The 20,792-nt window shown below is 54.9% G+C and carries 21 protein-coding genes; 12 read left to right on the plus strand and 9 right to left on the minus strand.

Features of this window, described 5'->3' with window-relative positions; translation table 11 throughout:
• Positions 1-283 precede the first annotated feature (283 nt).
• Positions 284-1,876 (plus strand): TerC family protein, encoded by a 1,593-nt coding sequence (locus tag EGO56_RS08440; RefSeq protein WP_135908510.1) that lies wholly within the window; start codon positions 284-286, stop codon positions 1,874-1,876.
• 136 nt (positions 1,877-2,012) lie between these two features.
• Here EGO56_RS08440 and EGO56_RS08445 read toward each other — a convergent pair whose 3' ends face one another.
• The 4 genes from EGO56_RS08445 to pabB all read right to left on the minus strand — a co-directional run bounded on the left by EGO56_RS08445 (position 2,013) and on the right by pabB (position 7,278).
• Positions 2,013-3,575: an EAL domain-containing protein gene (locus tag EGO56_RS08445; protein ID WP_135908512.1), complete on the minus strand. Its 1,563-nt coding sequence runs from the start codon at positions 3,573-3,575 to the stop codon at positions 2,013-2,015.
• A 225-nt stretch (positions 3,576-3,800) separates the two neighbouring features.
• Entirely contained in the window at positions 3,801-5,165 is a 1,365-nt protein-coding gene (locus EGO56_RS08450; protein WP_135908514.1) for an L-serine ammonia-lyase, read from the minus strand.
• A gap of 186 nt (positions 5,166-5,351) precedes the next feature.
• Entirely contained in the window at positions 5,352-5,915 is a 564-nt protein-coding gene (locus EGO56_RS08455) for a CoA pyrophosphatase (protein WP_135908516.1), read from the minus strand.
• Positions 5,899-7,278 (minus strand): aminodeoxychorismate synthase component 1, encoded by a 1,380-nt coding sequence (gene pabB / locus EGO56_RS08460; RefSeq protein ID WP_135908518.1) that lies wholly within the window; start codon positions 7,276-7,278, stop codon positions 5,899-5,901. Before pabB ends, EGO56_RS08455 begins: the two co-directional genes overlap by 17 nt.
• A gap of 110 nt (positions 7,279-7,388) precedes the next feature.
• Here pabB and EGO56_RS08465 point away from each other — a divergent pair, with 110 nt between their 5' ends.
• Positions 7,389-7,583, plus strand: a complete 195-nt coding sequence (locus EGO56_RS08465; protein ID WP_135908520.1) for a YoaH family protein — start codon at positions 7,389-7,391, stop codon at positions 7,581-7,583.
• Positions 7,584-7,595: 12 nt separating this feature from the next.
• Here EGO56_RS08465 and EGO56_RS08470 read toward each other — a convergent pair whose 3' ends face one another.
• Positions 7,596-7,940, minus strand: a complete 345-nt coding sequence (locus tag EGO56_RS08470) for a RidA family protein (protein ID WP_003852699.1) — start codon at positions 7,938-7,940, stop codon at positions 7,596-7,598.
• Positions 7,941-8,016: 76 nt separating this feature from the next.
• A complete protein-coding gene (locus EGO56_RS08475; protein WP_095707099.1) occupies positions 8,017-8,376 on the minus strand; it encodes a hypothetical protein in 360 nt (119 codons plus the stop codon).
• Between the two features lie 342 nt (positions 8,377-8,718).
• Between EGO56_RS08475 and EGO56_RS22290 the strand changes: the two genes are divergently transcribed.
• From EGO56_RS22290 to rnd, 7 genes are all read left to right on the plus strand, one after another.
• Positions 8,719-8,886 (plus strand): hypothetical protein, encoded by a 168-nt coding sequence (locus EGO56_RS22290; protein ID WP_013358089.1) that lies wholly within the window; start codon positions 8,719-8,721, stop codon positions 8,884-8,886.
• A gap of 644 nt (positions 8,887-9,530) precedes the next feature.
• The gene (locus EGO56_RS08480) at positions 9,531-10,268 is read left to right on the plus strand and encodes a carbonic anhydrase (RefSeq protein ID WP_135908522.1); all 738 of its coding nucleotides are present in this window, start codon (positions 9,531-9,533) and stop codon (positions 10,266-10,268) included.
• 249 nt (positions 10,269-10,517) lie between these two features.
• On the plus strand, positions 10,518-12,434 hold the full coding sequence (locus EGO56_RS08485; RefSeq protein ID WP_013358086.1) for a DNA repair helicase YoaA: 1,917 nt from the start codon (positions 10,518-10,520) through the stop codon (positions 12,432-12,434).
• 44 nt (positions 12,435-12,478) lie between these two features.
• Positions 12,479-13,177 (plus strand): tRNA (adenosine(37)-N6)-threonylcarbamoyltransferase complex dimerization subunit type 1 TsaB, encoded by a 699-nt coding sequence (tsaB, locus tag EGO56_RS08490; protein WP_135908524.1) that lies wholly within the window; start codon positions 12,479-12,481, stop codon positions 13,175-13,177.
• 60 nt (positions 13,178-13,237) lie between these two features.
• Entirely contained in the window at positions 13,238-13,834 is a 597-nt protein-coding gene (locus EGO56_RS08495) for a Slp family lipoprotein (protein WP_135908526.1), read from the plus strand.
• Positions 13,835-14,040: 206 nt separating this feature from the next.
• Positions 14,041-15,717, plus strand: a complete 1,677-nt coding sequence (gene fadD, locus EGO56_RS08500; RefSeq protein WP_135908528.1) for a long-chain-fatty-acid--CoA ligase FadD — start codon at positions 14,041-14,043, stop codon at positions 15,715-15,717.
• 98 nt (positions 15,718-15,815) lie between these two features.
• On the plus strand, positions 15,816-16,937 hold the full coding sequence (gene rnd / locus EGO56_RS08505; protein ID WP_135908530.1) for a ribonuclease D: 1,122 nt from the start codon (positions 15,816-15,818) through the stop codon (positions 16,935-16,937).
• Between the two features lie 53 nt (positions 16,938-16,990).
• Here the strand turns inward: rnd and minE are convergent, their stop codons facing one another.
• From minE to minC, 3 genes are read right to left on the minus strand one after another with little or no spacing between them, the layout of a single operon-like run.
• Positions 16,991-17,260, minus strand: coding sequence for a cell division topological specificity factor MinE (gene minE / locus EGO56_RS08510; protein WP_008925314.1), 270 nt, complete (start codon positions 17,258-17,260; stop codon positions 16,991-16,993).
• Between the two features lie 3 nt (positions 17,261-17,263).
• Complete coding sequence (gene minD / locus EGO56_RS08515) at positions 17,264-18,076, minus strand: septum site-determining protein MinD (RefSeq protein WP_003852716.1); 813 nt, start codon at positions 18,074-18,076, stop codon at positions 17,264-17,266.
• Between the two features lie 33 nt (positions 18,077-18,109).
• Positions 18,110-18,823, minus strand: coding sequence for a septum site-determining protein MinC (gene minC / locus EGO56_RS08520; RefSeq protein WP_061062624.1), 714 nt, complete (start codon positions 18,821-18,823; stop codon positions 18,110-18,112).
• A gap of 155 nt (positions 18,824-18,978) precedes the next feature.
• On the opposite strand from minC, the gene EGO56_RS08525 reads away from it, so the two are divergent.
• The 3 genes from EGO56_RS08525 (at position 18,979) to EGO56_RS08535 (ending at position 20,743) form a co-directional block, all read left to right on the plus strand.
• Positions 18,979-19,254 (plus strand): YcgL domain-containing protein, encoded by a 276-nt coding sequence (locus tag EGO56_RS08525; RefSeq protein WP_003852719.1) that lies wholly within the window; start codon positions 18,979-18,981, stop codon positions 19,252-19,254.
• Between the two features lie 317 nt (positions 19,255-19,571).
• Complete coding sequence (locus tag EGO56_RS08530) at positions 19,572-20,231, plus strand: fumarylacetoacetate hydrolase family protein (protein WP_013358079.1); 660 nt, start codon at positions 19,572-19,574, stop codon at positions 20,229-20,231.
• A 65-nt stretch (positions 20,232-20,296) separates the two neighbouring features.
• Complete coding sequence (locus EGO56_RS08535; protein ID WP_013358078.1) at positions 20,297-20,743, plus strand: YcgN family cysteine cluster protein; 447 nt, start codon at positions 20,297-20,299, stop codon at positions 20,741-20,743.
• The last annotated feature ends 49 nt before the right edge of the window (positions 20,744-20,792 follow it).

The raw sequence follows: 20,792 nt of genomic DNA on the forward strand, positions 1-20,792 counted from the left end.
TATGCGCCCGATCATCCGTTATGCAGATTGTAAAAATAAGAAAATTTTTTGACGCAATTTACCGACCTGATACATTAACGTTCTGTTTATTACTCAGGAGTAACGGGCTTCAGCCCACCTTTATGGATCGTCACCGACGTCGCTTAATCTGTTCTTTGCGCCTGCTGGCGCGTCACCTTTCGCCTCGCGGCGTTTTCACCGCTTTCCCGACTACCCGGATGTCACGCTTCGCTGCGCTGACAGGCACCGGCTCGATCTGTTCCCTGTTCTGGAGTCATAAATAATGGAATTTTTATTCGACCCCTCAATCTGGGCGGGTTTACTGACGCTTATCGTGCTGGAAATCGTACTCGGTATCGATAACCTGGTGTTTATTGCTATCCTGGCCGACAAACTGCCGCCAAAGCAGCGTGATAAAGCACGTCTGATTGGCCTGTCGCTGGCGCTGGTGATGCGTCTGGGCCTGTTGTCGCTGATCTCCTGGATTGTCACGCTGACCACGCCTCTCTTCAGCGTAGGCGGTTTCAGCTTTTCCGGACGAGATTTAATCCTGCTGTTCGGTGGTTTCTTCCTGTTGTTTAAAGCGACCATGGAGCTACACGAGAGGCTGGAGAACCGTCAGCTTGATGGTTCCGCAAATCGGGGATATGCCAGTTTCTGGGCAGTGGTATTGCAGATTGTGGTGCTGGACGCGGTCTTCTCACTGGATGCGGTGATTACCGCCGTGGGTATGGTGAACCACCTGCCGGTGATGATGACTGCCGTGGTGATTGCCATGGGTGTGATGCTGCTGGCGTCTAAACCGCTAACCAACTTTGTTAACGCGCATCCGACCGTGGTGGTGCTCTGTCTGAGCTTCCTGCTGATGATCGGTCTGTCGCTGGTGGCAGAAGGCTTTGGTTTCCATATTCCGAAAGGCTACCTCTATGCGGCGATTGGCTTCTCGATTCTGATTGAGCTGTTCAACCAGATTGCACGTCGTAACTTTATTCGCCATCAGTCAAATCGTCCGATGCGTGAGCGTACCGCAGAGGCGATTCTGCGCCTGATGGGCGGCCGTAACCGTGCTCAGACGGCCAGCAATGGCAATAACAGCAGTAACGCCAGCGCCAGTGAAGAGTCGGCGCTGACGGAAGCGATGCCGCAGGAAGCGTTTAAAGATGAAGAGCGCTACATGATTAATGGCGTGCTGACGCTGGCTTCCCGCTCGATTCGCAGCATCATGACGCCGCGCGGTGATATCTCCTGGGTTGATGCGAATCGTCCGGTGGATGAGATTCGCGGTCAGCTGCTGGATACGCCTCACAGCCTGTTCCCGGTCTGCCGGGGTGAACTGGATGAAATTGTTGGCGTGGTGCGCGCCAAAGAGCTGCTGGTGGCGCTGGAGCAGGGTGTGGATGTGGCGACCTTCGCGGCGAATACACCGACCATTGTGGTGCCGGAGACGCTGGATCCGATCAACCTGCTTGGCGTGCTGCGTCGTGCCAAAGGCAGCTTCGTGATCGTCACCAATGAGTTTGGCGTGGTGCAGGGTCTGATTACGCCGCTGGACGTGCTGGAAGCGATTGCGGGTGAATTCCCGGATGAAGATGAAACGCCTGATATTGTTGCAGATGGCGATGGCTGGTTAGTAAAAGGCGGAACCGATCTGCACTCGCTGCAGCAGTTACTCGACTTCCATGAGCTGGTCGATCCGACAGAAGATCACGCTTCTCTGGCGGGCCTGCTGATTGAGCAGAAAGGGCAGTTACCGCTTCCCGGCGAGGTGATTGATATCACGCCGCTGCACTTCCAGATTATCGAAGCGACGGATTACCGTATCGATCTGGTGCGTGTTACCAAAGATAAACCGCATGACGAGGAAGATGAGGAGTAACGCTTCACGTTGTTACTGAGGCGCTGCCGGTATCACCGGCAGCGCTGAATCTCTCTGACAGCCGCTGCTGAAACGCCGCGGCTGTTTTTTTGTGTGCAGGGAGTTATATCAGGGCGGCGCGGCGCTGACGCGGCAGTTAACGGCGGGCATCAGCCTGATGCAGCGTCAGCCAGGCTGGAAAGTCTTCCAGCGGCATCGGGCGGGCAAAATAGTAGCCCTGCAGATGATCCACCCCGCGTTCGCGCAGATAATCCGCCTGTTCAGCCGTTTCCACCCCTTCAGCCACCAGACTGATATTCAGGCGCTGGGCCAGCGAAATCACCATATCCGTTACCGTGGCGTTAATGGCATCCGTACCGATAGCCGCTGTGAAAATCTTGTCGATTTTGAGCACGTCTGGCTGCAAATCTTTCAGGTAGGAGAGCGAGCTGTGACCGGTGCCAAAGTCATCAATCGCCAGCCGGACGCCAATGTCGTGCAGTTGTGCAATCACCGATTGATCGACGACCGGCAGGGCATCCCGCTCAGTGAGTTCCACTACCAGTTGCGGCACCGGACTGGCAGGCCACCACAGGTTCTGCAGATCGTCCAGAATGGCGCGGTCGCGGAAATGACTGGCGGCCACATTGATGGCGATATGAAAAGCGGGATCATCGGGCAACTGCGGCAGCTGTCTCACCACCTCGTTCAGCACAAAGCGCGTCAGCGGCTTGATCAGATTCTGGCGCTCGGCCAGCGGAATAAAGACATCCGGTGCGATCCAGCCCTGGCGGGCGTTATGCCAGCGCAGCAGCAATTCTATCCCGTCACACTCGCCGCTTTTGCTGTTGATCAGCGGCTGGCAATAGACCATAAACTCACGGGCCGTAATGCCGTAGCTGATTTGCCAGCTGAGGCTCATGCGATTTGCCGTCGCCAGCCAGATAATGTAGCCCATCAGCAGGCTCAGCAGCAGCGCCAGCGGCAGCTGTGAGGGAAGTGTCGCCAGCGCCAGCCGTGTCGGCGAAGGGCCATAGAGGGTGAGCGTAAACGGGTAGCGCAGCGAACCCTGCTCGTAACTCACTTCGTCATCTGCCGGCACCGTTGGCTCTATTAACGGATTGCCATACTCCAGGCTCTCACCATTAACATTAAACACAGCGCGTTCCACCCAGGGCAACTGAGGCTCCAGCAGGTAGTTACTCATCATTTCAATGTTGATGACCTGCAATATTCCCGAACGGTTATCCAGGCTTTTTGGCGTCCACAGCAGTAAAACCGGCGAGCCTTTCAGCAGATACTGATCGGTTGAGAGGGTCATACGCTGGCTGTTGAAGGCAAGGTCAGGATAAGTCTGGCTGAAAGGGATATTGCGCGGGCCGTAAATACTGGAGCAGTAAAGCATGTCGTTTTCGACCAGCAGAATGGCACGTACCGTCTGCAGAGAGGAGATTTTTTCGACGAGCGGAAAACGCACGTCCTGACAGGGAACGCCCACCAGCCCCAGCGTATTATTGGCTGAAACCTCCAGCGGTGAAAACATCCGGTCAAACCGCATAATCGCTTTGTCGGCGAAATCCATCGCCTGCTGTTCAATACGTGACTTCTCTTCGATGTAGCGAAAGGCCAGCGTTAATATCAGCACCACGGTGGCGATTGACAGTGCGATCAGCAAACGCTTGCGTCTGAATTGTCCAACAAATTGCTGGGCCATAAACATCAGTATCCACCTTCACAAAAAGCCAGAAAAAAGCAAAAAATAACGGGGTTAGTATCGGCACGGCCAGGTCAATATTGAGGCCGGAATGCAGAAAAGCGGGTCTGGAAAGCTGCGCAGACCGGACGGCTGCGCGGAAAACACTCTACCGTTTAAACCTGCGCTGAGATAGCGCAGGATGCGGATTTTATTACGTTTGCACGTTATTTATACGATCAAACGTTTCGCTTAATCACACTGAACTTTAATCGCCAGACCGCCACGGGAAGTTTCACGGTATTTCGCGTTCATATCCTTGCCGGTCTCATACATGGTCTCAATAACCTTATCCAGCGAGACGCGGGGTTCACTGGTGCGGCGGAGTGCCATACGCGCCGCGTTAATAGCTTTAACCGAGGCAATAGCATTACGTTCAATGCAGGGAACCTGAACCTGACCGGCCACGGGATCGCAGGTCAGTCCCAGGTTATGCTCCATGCCGATTTCAGCGGCGACGCACACCTGTTCCGGGCTGCCGCCCAGCAGCTCTGCCAGACCGGCCGCCGCCATCGAACAGGCGACACCCACTTCACCCTGGCAGCCCACTTCCGCGCCCGATATAGAGGCGTTCATTTTGTACAGCACGCCTATGGCCCCCGAGGCGAGGAAATAGCGCAGGAAAATATCGGGTGTCACCGGCTCGATAAAGTGATCGTAGTAAGCCAGCACCGCAGGCACGATACCGCAGGCACCGTTCGTCGGCGCCGTGACCACACGGCCTCCCGCGGCATTCTCTTCGTTGACCGCCAGCGCAAACATATTGATCCAGTCGATAACAATCATCGGATCGCTGGAGTGCTTGGTGGAGGAGGTCAGCAGGCGGCGCAGGGAGGCGGCACGACGGGGTACGCGCAGCGGTCCTGGCAACACGCCTTCAGTATTCAGACCGCGATCGATACAGGCCTGCATGGTCTGCCAGATGTGGGTGAAATAGGCATGAATCTCGTCGCGGCTGTGCAGTGCCAACTCATTTTTCATCACCAGACCCGACAGCGACAGGCCGGTTTCGCGACAGTGCGCCAGCAGATCTTTGGCGGAGTGGAACGGCCAGGGCACAGAGACCTCATCCAGTGCCGACTGACCGAAGTGCTCTTCATCCACAATGAACCCACCGCCCACGGAGTAGTAGGTTTTCGACAGGATCAGCAGGTCGCCCGCAAACGCCAGCAGGCGCAGGCCATTTTCATGCAGTGAAAGGTTCTCACTGCGGAACACCATGCCGCCTTCACGCGGGAAATCAACTTCATGCGCGCCTTTTGCCAGCAGCAGACGCTCACGCTGTTCAACATCTTTAATAAATGCGGGAATGGCATCGATATCTACCGTGTCCGGCGATTCGCCAGCCAGACCCATAATAATGGCGATATCCGTGTGATGCCCTTTGCCGGTCAGCGACAGAGAACCGTAAACATCCACGGCGATCCGGGTGACCTCCTGCAGCTTTCCCTGTTCGCACAGCAAATCCACAAATTGTTTACCCGCTTTCATCGGGCCGACAGTATGCGAACTCGAGGGGCCAATGCCCACTTTGAACATGTCGAAAACACTAATCACAGGTGACACTCCTCACATTTATTCTCAGTCTGCCGGGGCAGTTTATGGCGCCCATAGTAATGGTCATGCCCCGGAAAAGAGCAGCTTTTCGCATGAAATAAACTTATCAAAACAGATAGAAAAAATTATAGCTCAGCCCGGCAGGTCGCTGACGGGCTGGAAGGGAGAAAAAGAAGTAGAAAGGTCTCAGAAGGCGATCTGCGTACTCAGTGAACGGATAATCCCTGCTGTCATGCCCCACACCAGATAATCCTGATAGCGCGACAGCCAGACCGGATGGCGTACACCCGCCCTATGCACCTCCAGCGCGCTATAGCGGCTGAGCTGCAGTGCCTCAGCCAGCGGCATCTCGAAGGCACTGCTCACCTCATCCGGATTAATCGTTAAGCGCAGATCGGCTGGAATAATGCCCAGCACCGGTGTTACCTGAAATCCGGTACTGCTGGTGACAGCGGGCAGCGCGCCTAATATCTCGACCTGCTGTGGATCGATACCGACTTCTTCCTGCGCCTCACGCAGGGCGGTGGCGATCAGCGAGGCATCGGTGTCATCCTGCATCCCGCCGGGAAAGGCGACCTGTCCGGCATGTTTGCGCAGGGCGTGCGAGCGCTGCGTCAGCAACAGACCCGGTTCATGACGGGCTACAACCGGCACCAGCACCGCGGCATGACGTCCGGAAAGACGCTGCGTGCTGCGGGCTGGCTGCTGCAGGAGAAAGCGGCTGCGGAAAACCTCAAGCGTCAGTGCCAACTGAACCTCCTGTCTGTTCGAGAGCCGGTAAAATCCGGCTGACTTTGTCGAGCGTTTCCTGATACTCCGCTTCTGGATCGCTGTCTGCCACCAGCCCGCCACCTGCGGCACAGTAAAGCTGCTGGCCTTCGGCAATCAGCGTGCGGATCGTGATGCTGGTATCCATCCGGCCACACAGGCTGATATAGCCGATACTGCCGCACCAGGCATTACGCCGCTGCGGCTCCAGTTCATCAATAATCTCCATCGCCCGAATCTTGGGCGCACCGGTTATTGAGCCGCCCGGAAAACAGGCGCGCAGCAGATCGGTAGCCTGCAGGGTGTCAGGCAACTGCGCCCGTACCGTGCTCACCAGATGATGGACGGCGGGGAAGGGTTCAACCACAAACAGTTCCGGCACCGTGACCGAGCCGGGCAGCGCCACGCGACCAATATCGTTGCGCAGCAAATCGACAATCATCAGGTTTTCAGCCCGATCTTTCTCCGCATGACGCAGTGCCTCAGCCTGTCGCGCATCGGCAATCGGATCGGCACAGCGTGGCCGGGTGCCTTTAATCGGTCGGGTTTCAATCTGGTGTTGATTCAGCGACAGAAAGCGCTCCGGCGACAGGCTGAGGATTGCACTTTCCGGCAGGCGCAGAAACGCGCTGAACGGCGCGCGGTTAGCCGCGTTAAGCAGAGTAAACGCCTGCCACTCATCACCCTGATAACCGGCCTGAAAACGCTGCGCCAGGTTGACCTGGTAACAGTCACCGGCCTGAATATAGGCCTGAACCGCGGCAAAGCGCGTAGCGTATTCGGCATAGCTCAGATTAGAACGCCAGCCGCTGGTCAGTGAAAAAGGCACGTCTTCACGCGCGGGCCACTGCGTCAGCCAGGCGGCGCGTGCTTCAGCGTTCTTCAGTGCCACCAGCGTCAGGGTTTGCTGATGATGATCGGCAATCAAGGCCCAGTCATAGATCCCCACGGCCATGTCCGGCGTTGTAAGATCGGCTGCGGCTTTGTGGGGCAGCAACTCAAACCGGCGGCCCAGATCATAACCAAACAGGCCGAGCGCGCCGCCCTGAAACGGCAGCGCTTCGCAGGCCGCAGGCGTCACGCCCAGCGCATCACACTGTTGCTGCACCAGCAGCAGGGGATCCGCAGTCGATTCGGACGTGCCGGTCGCGTCGCTGATGGTCGTTAGCGGCCCGCGGGTCACCAAGGTGGCGCGGGGATCGGCCGTCAGAATATCGAAGCGGTTGTCGCTGTGGCTGGCCTGCGCGGAGGAGAGCAGCATCGCCCACGGCAGATGGGCAAGGGTGGCGAAACGCTGAGTCAGCGCATCCGGGGTATAATCAAGCGTGAGGGTTTCAACAATCATCGGGCAGACAAATCAGCAGGCAAAGAGGCGGTCAGACTGACATATTTTTTCCCGACTGGCACCTGTTAGTTCCGCATGGGATACTGTCGGCCCCAACGCAGGAGTAGAACATGTTTATTGGATTACCGGCTCTCTCACATGAGCAGCAACAGCAGGCCGTCGAACGTATTCAGGAGTTAATGACGGGTGGTTTATCGAGCGGTGTAGCGATCGCCCAGGTGGCGCAGGAAATCCGTCAGAATCACAAGGGCGAACAGATTCGGGCGTTATTCGACGACGAAGATGAAGAAAACGAAGAGGAATAACACCCGACGTCTTTAGCGTGCAGCGATGATTTTAATTTCGATTTTGTATTTAGGATTCAGCAGCCCGGCCTGAACGGTGCAGCGCACTGGCGCATTGCCCGGTGAGACCCAGGCGTCCCAGGCGCGGTTCATGGCGGGGAAATCGGCTTTATCCACCAGAAACAGCGTCGCATCCAGGATCTTACTTTTATCACTGCCGAGGCGGGTCAGGATCGCGTCAATGACCGCCAGCGCATTGGCGGTCTGCGCTTCTGCGTCAGCATCCAGGTTTTCAGGCACGCTGGTGTAATAGATGGTGTCGTTATGAATAACAGCTTCGGACATGCGATGTTCCGGGTCAATGCGGGTAATACTCATCGGTTTCTCCCTGGTTAAGTGCGCATTAGCCTGGCACACTCCCGATATCGCTGTCACTCTTTACGGCCCTCTCGCCTTACAGGCAGCGTTCAACAATCGCCTGTCTGTCTGCCATCACATCCGGGGACATCCGGAATGTGGTGAAATATTTCACCTCCGCCCCTTTTCTGTGGGGTGAGACGTCCGCAAAAATCGAATCTTCCCAGGTGAAGACGCTGATCTCGCTGCCAGCAGGCTGGGTGTGAGTGGTGTTATCCCGGGCAATAACGCTGGTGGTGGACCAGCCACGATAAATACAGTCGCTGAGCTGAGGGACGGTACGGGTGCTTTGACCCTGAAAAACGGGTGGCTGCAGACGAGCCTGATCAGGCGTGGGAGCCTGGCAGCCACAAAGCAGCAGCACGCCAGCCAGAGAGCCGATGCGGTAATAGTTCATAACATGCCTCCGCCTGAGTCAGGCAGTCGGGTTAAGGCCATCTGCATAACACCGCCTGAACGGCAATGTTAAGCCAGTCTCAGCACGTCAGCCTACGGGTGCCACATCCCAACAGTAAGCTGATTTAATCATTATAATCCGGGCGGTTATTTCCTCGCTGCGTTCCTCTGCAATTGATAACTGCATCACACTGTCGGTCTGGCAGGATTGAATGAGGTATCACAGGTTACTCGCCAGCCCATGACGTTAACAGGCGAGCTAAGGCACGGAATTGAGGGCGCTGATGGCTTAAAAATGATATAAATCCGCCCAAAGTTAACGCCACAGGATGAGGATGAGAACATGGCGAATACGCAGTATCTGTTTTGGGTGATGGCTGGCGCACTGACGCTGCTGTTTATTGTTATTGCGGCGTTTGTGGGGTTATCCAAAGGCAGTAAGCAGGGCGTGATTACGTTTGCGGTACTGTTCGTCATTATGCTGGCGGGCGCGCTTTACATACACCACTAGCGCTGAGTAATCGGATCATTTTCAGACTGTTACAGCAATTTCACGCCTTGCTCACATTTCAGGCGGAAAATGTGCGGCCTCGGGTGCCGGTTAACTATGCTCAGTTGAAATAGCAGCACTGCTATTTATCACCGGAGGTAATTATGTCTGAACGTCCTGATTATGATGAACCGCTGCCAGATGATGCTGAGATCTATCCGGAAGATGAAGAAGAGGATGAGGAAGACGATCCGTCAGAAAAGGATGTTTAACCGTCTGAAAGGGATAGCTGTCGAAGTGCCTTTCTTCTGATTCAGGCTTACACCGCAAAACCGCCAGTCGTGCAGTTTTGCGGTTTCTCACTTCTGTAGCCTGCACCGATTCGCCTCTTTCATCGCTGTTTTATCTCTGAGCCTGCCGATCAATTTGTTCTTCAGGTTTGCTGCTGAGTCTATTTCCTGAGGCAGATAATCCATTTTAATTATCGCGAAAACCGTTATTTGGAATATAAATCCTACAAGTGATATTTATTAAATTAACATCGATAAAAATTATAGACTCGTTATTCAATCCTGTTTTGATTAACCGCATTTTGTCATCTTGCTGACGCAAAGCAGAGAGGAATAGTATTCCTGCCGCACATTAGCTTATTAAGCAGGGATAAAATGAAACAACTAAAAATGTTAAGTCTGGTTATAGCGATTTCGTCTGTCAGCGCAGCAGGCGCCGCAGAGCCACACTGGACGTATGAAGGCAAAGCCGGTCCGGCGCACTGGAGTGAACTGACCAGCGACTTCCACATGTGTCACGAAGGCAAGTCACAGTCGCCCATTAATATTACAAATCCGATCGAGGGACATTTACAGCCGCTTGATCTGGCTTATCACACATCCGCTGAAAAGGTTATTAACAATGGTCACACCATTCAGGTAACCGTTGATGAGGAAGATGACTTTGTGCTGGATGGGGAAAAATTCACACTGCGTCAGTATCATTTTCATACGCCGAGTGAAAACCAGATTAACGGAGAAGCGTTTCCGCTTGAAGCCCACTTTGTTCACAGCAAAGAAGATGGCGATCTGGCCGTGGTTGCGGTGATGTTTAAGGTTGGTAAAGAGAATCCGGCACTGGTGCCATTAATTGACGCAATGCCGAAACAGGAAAACAAACAGGTAAACATTAACCGGCAGGTAGATTTACGCGCACTCTTTCCGGCAGACCTGCACTACTATCGTTTCAGTGGTTCCCTCACCACGCCACCCTGCAGCGAAGGTATTCGCTGGCTGGTGCTGAAAGATCCGGTTACGCTCTCTCAGGCGCAGCTCGACGCGTTTAAGCAGGCGCTGAAAACTACCAATAACCGTCCGCTGCAGCATCTGAATGGCAGGATGATTGTTCAGTAATAACGGCTTTTAGCGCTTCTTCAGCCTGCGCAAATGACGGCTATGTCCTCAGGCATACCGGCAACGCGACGGGTTCTTTTCAGGCGGCTTCGGGCCGCCTTTTCTGTGTCTGTCAGCTGTAAATTCGGGTGGCTTAAGACGGTATTGCTATCGGCATAAAAATCATAAGTGGTTGATATTTTTCGATTTTGCTTTGTTAATCCAATACTGACATAATTACAGTGTTTTTGCCGTTCTTAGTGAGGGTATGTGGCAGACGATTTTGCAGTGGATGGCGCTCTGGCGCTGGCGATCGCAGGCTTTAAGCCGCGTGAAGCACAACGTGAGATGGCGCAGGCGGTATCTGAAGCCGTAAAACAGCAGGGTGAACTGGTGGTCGAAGCCGGCACCGGCACCGGTAAAACCTATGCTTACCTGGCACCCGCTTTGCGAGCCGGTAAAAAAGTGATTGTCTCCACCGGATCCAAAGCGCTGCAGGATCAGCTCTATGCCCGCGATCTGCCCACGATGATCAAGGCGCTAAAGTTCAAAGGCAAAACGGCCTTACTGAAAGGACGTTCCAACTATCTCTGTCTGGAACGCATGGAACAGCAATCTATGGCAGGCGGCGATCTCACCGTACAGGCTCTGACTGACCTGGTGACGCTGCGCAGCTGGTCATCACAGACGGAAGATGGCGACATCAGCAGCTGTGCGGGCGTCACTGAAGACAGCCCGGTCTGGCCGCTGGTGACCAGCACCAACGATAACTGCCTTGGCACCGATTGCCCGCGCTATAAAGAGTGCTTCGTGGTTAAAGCGCGTAAGCGCGCCATGGACGCCGATGTGGTCGTGGTTAACCACCACCTGTTTCTTGCCGACCTGGTGGTGAAAGAGGGCGGCTTCGGTGAACTGATTCCCGAAGCGGATGTGATGATATTCGACGAAGCCCATCAGTTGCCTGACATCGCCAGTCAGTATTTTGGTCAGCAGCTCTCCAGCCGTCAGTTACTCGATCTCGCCAAAGATATTATTACCGCCTACCGCACCGAGGTGCGTGATGCTCAGCAGCTGCAGAAATCCGCTGACCGCCTGGCGCAGTGCGCGCAGGATTTCCGCCTGGCATTAGGCGATCCCGGCTATCGCGGAAATCTGCGCGAACTGCTCAGCGATAATCAGATACTGCGTATGTTCACCCTGCTGGATGATGCGCTGGAGCTCTGTTACGACGTCATCAAACTTTCTCTGGGGCGTTCAGCCCTGCTGGATGCCGCCTTTGAGCGGGCCGCGCTCTATCGTGGCCGGTTAAAACGGCTGCGGGCGATCAACGAGCCGGGCTACAGCTACTGGTATGAATGCACTTCACGCCACTTTATCCTGGCGCTGACGCCGCTCTCGGTAGCGGAACGTTTTCGTGAGGTAATGGATAACCGCAAGGCGGCGTGGATTTTCACCTCGGCGACACTGGCGGTAGATGAGAAAATGGCCCACTTCGCCGAACGACTGGGTGTGAATGCGGCAAAGAGCCTGATTCTGAACAGCCCGTTCGATTTTGCGAAGCAGGCCCTGCTTTGTGTACCACGCAATCTTCCGGAACCTAACCGTCCCGGTGGCGCTCGCCAGCTGGCCGCGATGATGAAACCGCTGATCGATGCCAATAAAGGCCGCTGTTTCTTCCTCTGTACTTCGCATCTGATGATGCGAGAGCTGGCCGCAGAGTTTCGCGCCTCGATGACACTGCCGGTGCTGGTACAGGGTGAAACCAGCAAAGGTCAGTTACTGAAACAGTTCATTGAGAAGGGCAATGCTCTGCTGGTGGCGACCAGCAGCTTCTGGGAAGGGGTGGACGTGCGCGGTGATGCGCTATCGCTGGTGATCATCGACAAACTGCCCTTTACCTCACCGGAAGATCCATTGCTGAAAGCCCGAATGGAAGACTGCCGGATTCGCGGCGGCGATCCCTTTGCCGATGTGCAGTTGCCGGATGCGGTAATCACCCTGAAGCAGGGGGTAGGCCGTCTGATTCGTGATACGGACGATCGTGGTGTGCTGGTCATTTGCGATCAGCGTCTGGTCTCACGACCTTATGGCGCGCTGTTTCTCAACAGCTTGCCGCCGACGCCGCGCACCCGGGACATTGCCCGTGCCATTGCCTTTATCCGCCAGCAACCCGAACCAGACGCATAATTTTATGCTAAGATGCGCGCCGTTTTCTTTCTTCTGAGGTAGTCATGTCAGCCCGAATTTTAGCGCTGGATACGGCGACAGAAGCCTGTTCAGCCGCCTTGCTGAATCAGCAACAAATTGATGCCCGATTCGAGATTGCTCCGCGCGATCATACGCAGCGTATTCTGCCGCTGGTCGAGGAGCTGCTGCTGGCGCAGCAGCTGGAGCTGACCGAGCTGGACGCGCTCGCCTTTGGCCGGGGTCCTGGCAGTTTTACCGGCGTGCGGATCGGTATTGGTATTGCGCAGGGACTGGCACTGGGCGCATCACTGCCGATGATCGCCGTTTCCACCCTGGCGACGCTGGCGGAAGGGGCCTGGCGTCTGCACGGGGCAGCCCGGGTCTTGACCGCTATCGATGCGCGGATGGGCGAGGTTTACTGGGCCGAATATCAGCGTGATGAGCAGGGTGCCTGGCAGGGTGAGGCCAGTGAAAGCGTGCTGTCACCCGAGGCAGCACTCGCCCGGATGCAGGCGCTTTCTGGTGACTGGATGACCGCCGGTACCGGCTGGCAGGCTTATCCGGCACTGCAGCAGGGGCACGATCTGACCCTGAACGCCAGCGACGTTACACTGCCCGCCGCTCAGGATATGCTGCCACTGGCGAGCCTGGCGCTGGCGCAGGGCAATACGCTGCTGCCGGAGACGGCGGAGCCGACGTATCTGCGGAATGAAGTTGCCTGGAAAAAATTACCTGGCCGGTAAAATCCACGCAACTTATTGTTATACGTCCAGTCTAAGTCTTTACCTAACGGGAGAACGTCTATGTCGTCAATGTGTGGTAAAGGGCTTTCAGGTCTGCTGCTGACCTGTGTGCTGGCGTTAACCGGCTGTGTTTCCATTCCTGACACGCTGCAGGGCAGCTCACCTCAGCCGCAGCAGGATCTGTTGCGGGTGATGAGCGATCCCTCGCTCTTTGTCGGGCAGGAATCGCGCTTTGGCGGCAAGGTGGTGAATGTCACTAACCTGAACGGCAAAACCCGGCTTGAGATTGCGGCACAGCCGCTGGATGAGAGCGCCAGACCGCGTCTGGGTGCGGCCTCGGTTGGCCGGATTTATGCTGACATACACGGTTTTGTTGATCCGGTGGATGTCAGAAACCAGTACGTTACCGTGCTGGGTACGCTGAAGGGTACGGAGCAGGGTAAAATTGGCGAGGCCGATTACAAATTTGTGGTCATCGATGTGCGCGGTTATCAGCGCTGGCGGATTGCCCAGCAGGTAACAGCACCGCCACAGCCGATCGATCCCTGGATCTGGTATGGTCCGACCCGTCATCGCGGCGGATACTGGGGACCTAATCCCTACTGGGGAATGGTCAACACCGGACCTTCAGAGGTGCAGACCATCCTGACCGAATAAGTGTAAACATGATTTATCCAGCCCGGTCGCGGTGCTCGCTACCGGGCTTTTTATTGGCCTGTTTTCCCGGCACGAAATTTAGTGATGCACTTCGCAACCTCAACATGCCGAAACAGGCAAACTGGTACAATCAGTTAAAATATTGTTAACAAACCAGATTGGCTGAGGCAGCGATGGAAATACAACATAATTATCGGGGTGGATCCTTGAATAAGGTTTGGCTGAAACGCTACCCGGCAGATGTGCCTGCCGAAATAAGTGCAGATCGTTACACCTCGCTGGTGGATCTGTTTGAGCAGGCCGCAAAACGCTACGCCGATCAACCCGCGTTCCTGAACATGGGTCAGAAGATGAGTTATCGTCAGCTGGAAGAGAAGAGCCGTGCCTTTGCTGCTTATCTCCAGCACCAACTGGGCCTGAAAGCAGGTGACCGGGTGGCGCTGATGATGCCTAACTTACTGCAGTATCCGGTGGCCCTGTTTGGTGTGCTGCGTGCCGGTATGGTGGTGGTCAACGTGAATCCGCTCTACACGCCGCGTGAGCTGAAGCATCAGCTCAATGACAGTGGAGCCAGCGCCATCGTGATCGTCTCTAATTTTGCGCATACGCTGGAAAAAGTGGTGGCGGAAACCGCTGTGCGGCATGTCATCCTGACCCGGATGGGCGATCAGCTGGCACCGATAAAAGCCACACTGGTTAACTTTGTCGTTAAGTATATTAAGAAGCTGGTGCCGAAATACCATTTACCGGGTGCCATTTCGTTTCGCCAGGTACTGGAAGTGGGTGCCACGCTCAATTATCAGCGACCGACGGTTTCGAATGACGATCTCGCCTTCCTGCAATACACCGGTGGCACCACCGGCGTGGCGAAAGGGGCGATGCTGACCCATCGCAATATGCAGGCGAACCTGGAGCAGACCCGCGCGACCTATGGCAAAGTGCTGCGTGACGGAAAAGAATTTGTGGTCACCGCGCTGCCGCTTTATCACATCTTCGCTTTAACCGTGAATGGCCTGCTCTTCCTGGAGCTTGGCGGTCAGAATCTGCTGATCACCAATCCCCGCGATATTCCCGGCTTCGTTAAAGAGCTGGGTAAAGTGCCGTTTACAGCGATTACCGGCGTGAACACGCTGTTTAATGCGCTGCTCAACGATGAGCAGTTCAATAAACTCGATTTTTCAACGCTGCGTCTCTCTGCGGGTGGCGGAATGGCGGTGCAGAAAGTGGTGGCTGAGCGCTGGGAAAAGCTTACCGGACACTATCTGCTGGAAGGCTACGGCCTGACCGAATGTTCGCCGCTGGTATCAGTCAATCCGTATGACATCAGCTGCCACACGGGCAGTATCGGCCTGCCGGTTCCTTCAACCGACGTACGCATTCTGGATGATGCCGGAAACGAAGTGCCGCCGGGGGAGCCAGGCGAACTCTGTATCAGCGGTCCGCAGGTGATGCTGGGCTACTGGCAGCATCCGGAAGCGACAGCGGAAGTGCTGAAAAATGGCTGGCTCCACAGCGGTGATATTGTTAACGTTGACGAGGAAGGGTTTATTCGCATCGTTGACCGCAAAAAAGATATGATTCTGGTCTCAGGCTTTAATGTCTATCCGAATGAGATCGAAGATGTGCTGATGCAGCATCCGAAAGTGCGTGAAGCCGCGGCAATTGGCGTACCCAGCGATCTGTCAGGTGAAGCGGTAAAAGTCTGCATCGTGAAAAAAGAGGCGTCGCTGACCAAAGAAGAGGTGCTCGATCACTGCCGCCGCCAGCTGACCGGTTACAAGGTGCCAAAAATCATTGAGTTTCGTGATGAGCTACCCAAAACCAATGTAGGCAAGATCCTGCGACGTGAGCTGCGCGACGAGGCGAAGCCCGGCGCGAACTGAATCTTTATAAGAATTGAGGTTGAACGCCGGCATGTCCGGCGTTTTTATTGTGTTTAACATGGAGCGCCGCGCGTTGTTGGCTGCGGTGGAAATCAGACGTGAACTATTCCCTTATTGACCAGGATGAACAACTGGCTGACGTGTGCCAGAAAGCCCGCCAGCATACGGCGGTGGCACTGGATACCGAATTTGTCCGCACCCGCACCTACTACCCGCAGCTTGGCCTGATCCAGCTGTTCGACGATCACCAGCTGGTACTGATTGACCCGCTGAATATCCGTGACTGGTCACCCTTTATTGCGCTACTGACCGACACCAGCGTGACTAAATTCCTGCATGCCGGGGGAGAAGATCTGGAAGTCTTCCTGCACCGTTTCGGCGTGCTGCCGACGCCGATGATCGACACCCAGATTCTGGCAGCCTTCTCTGGACAGCCCCTCTCCTGGGGCTTTGCCTCCATGGTGGCGCATTTCACGCAGGTCGAGCTGGATAAAAGTGAATCACGTACCGACTGGCTGGCTCGCCCTCTGACCCAGCGTCAGTGCGAGTATGCGGCGGCGGACGTTCACTATCTGCTGCCGATTGCCCGTCAGCTGATGATCAACACGGAAGAGGCGGGCAACATGGCGGCGGCACTGAGTGAGTGCGATAACCTGTGTCAGCGCCGTCTCGACAGTGTGGCACCGGATGAAGCCTGGCGGGATATCACCAACGCCTGGCAACTGCGTCCGCGTCAGCTGGCGGCACTGCAACGGCTGGCGGCCTGGCGTCTGAAGCTGGCACGTGAAAAGGATATGGCGGTTAATTTTGTGGTGCGCGAAGAGCATCTCTGGAAAGTGGCGCGCTTTATGCCTGGCTCTCTGGGAGAGCTGGATCATCTGGGGCTGTCAGGCCACGAAATCCGTTTCCACGGCAAAACGCTGGTGGCGTTGGTGGCCGAAGCAGAGGCGCTTGACGAGAATGAACTGCCGGCTCCGCTGGGCAATCTGATCGACCATCCGCACTACAAGCAGGTGTTTAAGGCAATGAAGGCGCTGGTGCAGCAGGTGAGCGAGCAGAGCGGATTCAGTCAGGAGTTACTGGCATCGCGACGTCAGATTAATCAGGTGTTAAGCCTGCACTGGGGCCTGAAGCCACAGGGACGTCAGCCGGAGCTACTTACCGGATGGCGGGGCGAACTGCTGAAACCCGGCATTGAGGAGATTCTTGCGGGTTGTTAACCGGTTAAATTTCCCCTGCCACTGCGCAGGGGAAATTCAGGAAACGGTCAGCGTCATTTAGTCACTTCATCCGTTTCCGGCAGCGTGACGTTCAGCTCCAGAATCGAGATGTCATCACCTTTCTGATCGAGCTGTACCGTGACCATTTCCGGATCGATCTTCACATATCTGCAAATCACTTCCAGAATGTCGCGCTTAAGTTGCGGAAGATAGTGGGGCTCACTGTCGCCCCTTCTCCGTTCTGCCACGATAATCTGCAGCCGTTCCTTGGCTATGTTGGCAGTGTTCTTCTTCCGGGATAAAAAGAAATCAAGTAATGCCATGGTTTATCCCCCGAACAGGCGTTTCAGGAAACCCTTCTTCTCTTCTTCGATAAAGCGGAAGGGGCGTACTTCACCGAGTAACCGTTCAACGGTATCGGCATAGGCTTTGCCAGCATCAGATTCGCCGTCAAGAATCACCGGCTCGCCCTGGTTAGAGGCACGTAACACCGATTGATCTTCAGGGATCACGCCGACCAGAGGAATGCGCAGAATTTCCAGCACATCTTCCATGCTCAGCATATCGCCACGGTTTACCCGGCCAGGGTTATAACGGGTCAGCAGCAGATGCTCCTTCACCGGGTCCTGACTGTTTTCAGCGCGGCGGGATTTAGAGGAGATGATGCCGAGGATGCGGTCGGAGTCGCGGACAGAAGAGACTTCCGGGTTGGTGGTGATGATGGCTTCATCAGCAAAGTAGAGCGCCATCAGTGCGCCCGTTTCAATCCCTGCCGGTGAATCGCAGACGATGAAATCAAACTCCATTGCGGCTAAATCGTTCAGGACTTTCTCAACACCTTCACGGGTCAGCGCATCTTTATCGCGGGTCTGCGATGCAGGCAGAATGTAGAGCTGCTCAGTGCGTTTGTCGCGAATCAGCGCCTGGTTGAGTGTGGCATCGCCCTGGATAACGTTAACGAAGTCGTAGACCACACGGCGCTCACAGCCCATGATCAAATCCAGGTTACGCAGACCGATATCAAAGTCGATAACGACCGTCTTTTTGCCTTTCTGCGCTAAACCGGTGGCGATGGCCGCGCTTGACGTGGTCTTACCAACGCCCCCTTTACCGGATGTAACTACAATAATGCGTGCCATAAATGTTGATTTCCTTAACAAAAGAAAAGGGGCCTAATTAAGTGTCTGGATAGTCAGCGCGCCATCCTGCAGGCACAGGCGCGCGGCTTTACCAAAAAATTCTTGTGGGATCTGATCCATGATCCAGTACTCCCCGGCAATCGAGACCAGCTCGGCCGCCAGGTTAGTACAGAAAATCTGGCAGTTGCGATCGCCGCTGGCACCTGCCAGGGCGCGACCGCGCATCATGCCGTAAATATGAATGTTGCCATCGGCAACCAGTTCGGCACCGGCACTGACGCTGCTGGTGATGATTAAGTCGGCGTCACGCGCATAAATCTGCTGGCCTGAGCGCACCGGCGTGTTCACGATGCGGGTTTTCGCTGCTGCCGTCTCGGTTACAACCGGCTGCGGTTCAGGAGTGGGGGCTGGCTGCGGTGCCTCGGCGCGCGGCCTGGCCTCTTTGCCTTCTGCCAGTACCGGCAGCCCTGCACGCGCGATCATGCGTTTCAGGGCTTCATCTTTGCAGCCGCTTACGCCGACAATGCGTAAACCGGTAGCAAGAATCGCCTGCTGCAGCTGTTTCCAGTTAACATCGGCACTCAATGTGGCGACGTTAAGCACCACCGGGGCGTTTTTCAGGAAATCGGGAGCCTGGTCAATCTTGTCCTGGAGTGCCTTGCGAATCACCGCAGGGTCATGGTGATGCAAATGGACGACAGACAGGGTGAAACTGCTACCTTTGAATTCGATTGGCGTTTGCGACATCTGTCCCGACTCAGTCCTGTTTTCACTACCGTTAACCTGACGATGATAAAATCATCGCTGAAGCGCTAACGGTGAATATTCGAAGTTCTGCAAGCATGTTATAGTTACAGCTATATTCAGACAAGCCTCAACGCCGGTTAATTCGAGTAAAAAATATGTTTTGTGTGATCTACAGAAGCCCGTTACGTGACCAGACTTATCTCTATGTTGAAAAAAAGGACGATTTTTCGCGCGTTCCGGAAGAATTGCTGAAAGGATTTGGCAAGCCGCAGCTGGCGATGGTGCTAAAGCTGGCGGGCCGCGACAGGCTGGCTAATGCGGATATCAATAAAGTTAAGCAGGGATTGAGCGAGCAGGGTTATTATTTACAGCTTCCACCGCCGATTGAAAGTCTGCTAAAAATTCATTTAGAGGCCGATAAAAAAGTTTAACTCGGATTCTTCTGTAAATATAAATCCTGTTGGTGCGATACTGCAGGGTTAATATTGCTCTGAAGCTGCGCAAAATTAACGGCGCAGCTTATCTGTTTCACCCCTGTTTAAATACCCAGTCCACATTTTCACACCTTATTTGTACGATTATTCAGCATGCCAGGGGCATCGTTTACGCTTTTTGACAAATTCCGCACCCTGGATGGTTAAAAGGATCTTATTATCACGCTCTGTTGCTGGCATTTCGATCAATGCATCAGCAAACATCAACCCGCCAGCCGCGCTGGCATCACACCTAACCTGAACAGGGGATGAGCATGTATCAGCATCATAACTGGCAAGGCGCTCTGTTAGATTTTCCGGTCAGCAAAGTGGTTTGCGTCGGCAGTAATTATGCAAAACACATTAAAGAGATGGGCAGTGCGACGCCAACCGAGCCGGTGATCTTTATCAAACCGGAAACGGCGCTGTGTGATTTGCGCCAGCCGCTCTCCATCCCCGACGCCTTTGGCGAAGTTCATCACGAAGTCGAACTGGCGGTGTTGATTGGTGCGACGCTGAAGCAGGCGAGTGAAGAACATGTGGCTAAGGCGATTGCAGGCTATGGCGTGGCGCTGGATCTGACGCTGCGCGACCTGCAGTCCGGGCTGAAAAAAGCGGGACAGCCATGGGAAAAATCGAAAGGCTTTGATAACGCCTGTCCCATCTCCGGTTTCATCCCGGTAGCCGAATTCAGTGATGATCCACAGAATGTCGAGCTTAAGCTGGTGGTAAACGGAGAAGTGCGTCAGCACGGCAACACCGCCGATATGATTCACAAAATTCTGCCGCTGATTGCCCATATGAGCCACTATTTTACGCTGCGTGCAGGCGATGTCATTCTGACCGGAACACCTGAGGGTGTGGGTCCGATGCGCTCGGGTGACAAGCTGGAAGTGTCGCTGGCGGGTCACGGCATCAGCACGCGCGTACTCTAAAAACTTGCATCACCGCAGCATAGGCTTTATAAGGTGCGTTTCAGGCACAACCCGGACAAATCATCATGACTGACACCCCTTTCTGGCAACAAAAACGCCTGGCACAAATGAGCGATGAGGAATGGGAATCCTTGTGTGATGGTTGTGGCCAGTGTTGCCTGAACAAGTTGCAGGACGCTGACACGGATGAGATTTACTTCACCAACGTCGCCTGCAATCAGCTCAATATTAAAACCTGCCAGTGCCGTAACTATGAGCGCCGCTTCGAATTAGAAGAGGATTGCATCAAGCTGACGCGCGAAAATCTGACCACCTTCAACTGGCTGCCGCGCACCTGCGCCTACCGGTTGCTGGGTGAGGGCAAAGGATTGCCAGTCTGGCATCCGCTGCGGGCCGGTTCGAAAACCGCGATGCATGCGCAGCGAATTTCGGTGCGTTATATTGCGGTGCGGGAGAGTGAAGTGCGGGACTGGGAAGATCACATTATTGATCGCCCCGATCGCAACGGCTAAACGCCACGACATCATCTGAAACGTAAAAAGGCTGCCAGTGGCAGCCTTT

The organism is Pantoea vagans (genome assembly GCF_004792415.1).
GTDB classification, from domain to species: Bacteria; Pseudomonadota; Gammaproteobacteria; order Enterobacterales; family Enterobacteriaceae; genus Pantoea; species Pantoea vagans.

Coding starts and splice junctions, on each gene's coding strand:
- EGO56_RS22290 (WP_013358089.1), top strand. CDS start 8,719: ATGGCGAATACGCAGTATCTGTTTTGGGTGATGGCTGGCGCACTGACG.
- EGO56_RS08470 (WP_003852699.1), bottom strand. CDS start 7,940: ATGAGTATTACCCGCATTGACCCGGAACATCGCATGTCCGAAGCTGTT.
- EGO56_RS08440 (WP_135908510.1), top strand. CDS start 284: ATGGAATTTTTATTCGACCCCTCAATCTGGGCGGGTTTACTGACGCTT.
- pabB (WP_135908518.1), bottom strand. CDS start 7,278: ATGATTGTTGAAACCCTCACGCTTGATTATACCCCGGATGCGCTGACT.
- minC (WP_061062624.1), bottom strand. CDS start 18,823: ATGTCGCAAACGCCAATCGAATTCAAAGGTAGCAGTTTCACCCTGTCT.
- minD (WP_003852716.1), bottom strand. CDS start 18,076: ATGGCACGCATTATTGTAGTTACATCCGGTAAAGGGGGCGTTGGTAAG.
- EGO56_RS08525 (WP_003852719.1), top strand. CDS start 18,979: ATGTTTTGTGTGATCTACAGAAGCCCGTTACGTGACCAGACTTATCTC.
- EGO56_RS08445 (WP_135908512.1), bottom strand. CDS start 3,575: ATGTTTATGGCCCAGCAATTTGTTGGACAATTCAGACGCAAGCGTTTG.
- EGO56_RS08530 (WP_013358079.1), top strand. CDS start 19,572: ATGTATCAGCATCATAACTGGCAAGGCGCTCTGTTAGATTTTCCGGTC.
- minE (WP_008925314.1), bottom strand. CDS start 17,260: ATGGCATTACTTGATTTCTTTTTATCCCGGAAGAAGAACACTGCCAAC.
- EGO56_RS08535 (WP_013358078.1), top strand. CDS start 20,297: ATGACTGACACCCCTTTCTGGCAACAAAAACGCCTGGCACAAATGAGC.
- tsaB (WP_135908524.1), top strand. CDS start 12,479: ATGTCAGCCCGAATTTTAGCGCTGGATACGGCGACAGAAGCCTGTTCA.
- EGO56_RS08495 (WP_135908526.1), top strand. CDS start 13,238: ATGTCGTCAATGTGTGGTAAAGGGCTTTCAGGTCTGCTGCTGACCTGT.
- EGO56_RS08475 (WP_095707099.1), bottom strand. CDS start 8,376: ATGAACTATTACCGCATCGGCTCTCTGGCTGGCGTGCTGCTGCTTTGT.
- EGO56_RS08480 (WP_135908522.1), top strand. CDS start 9,531: ATGAAACAACTAAAAATGTTAAGTCTGGTTATAGCGATTTCGTCTGTC.
- EGO56_RS08465 (WP_135908520.1), top strand. CDS start 7,389: ATGTTTATTGGATTACCGGCTCTCTCACATGAGCAGCAACAGCAGGCC.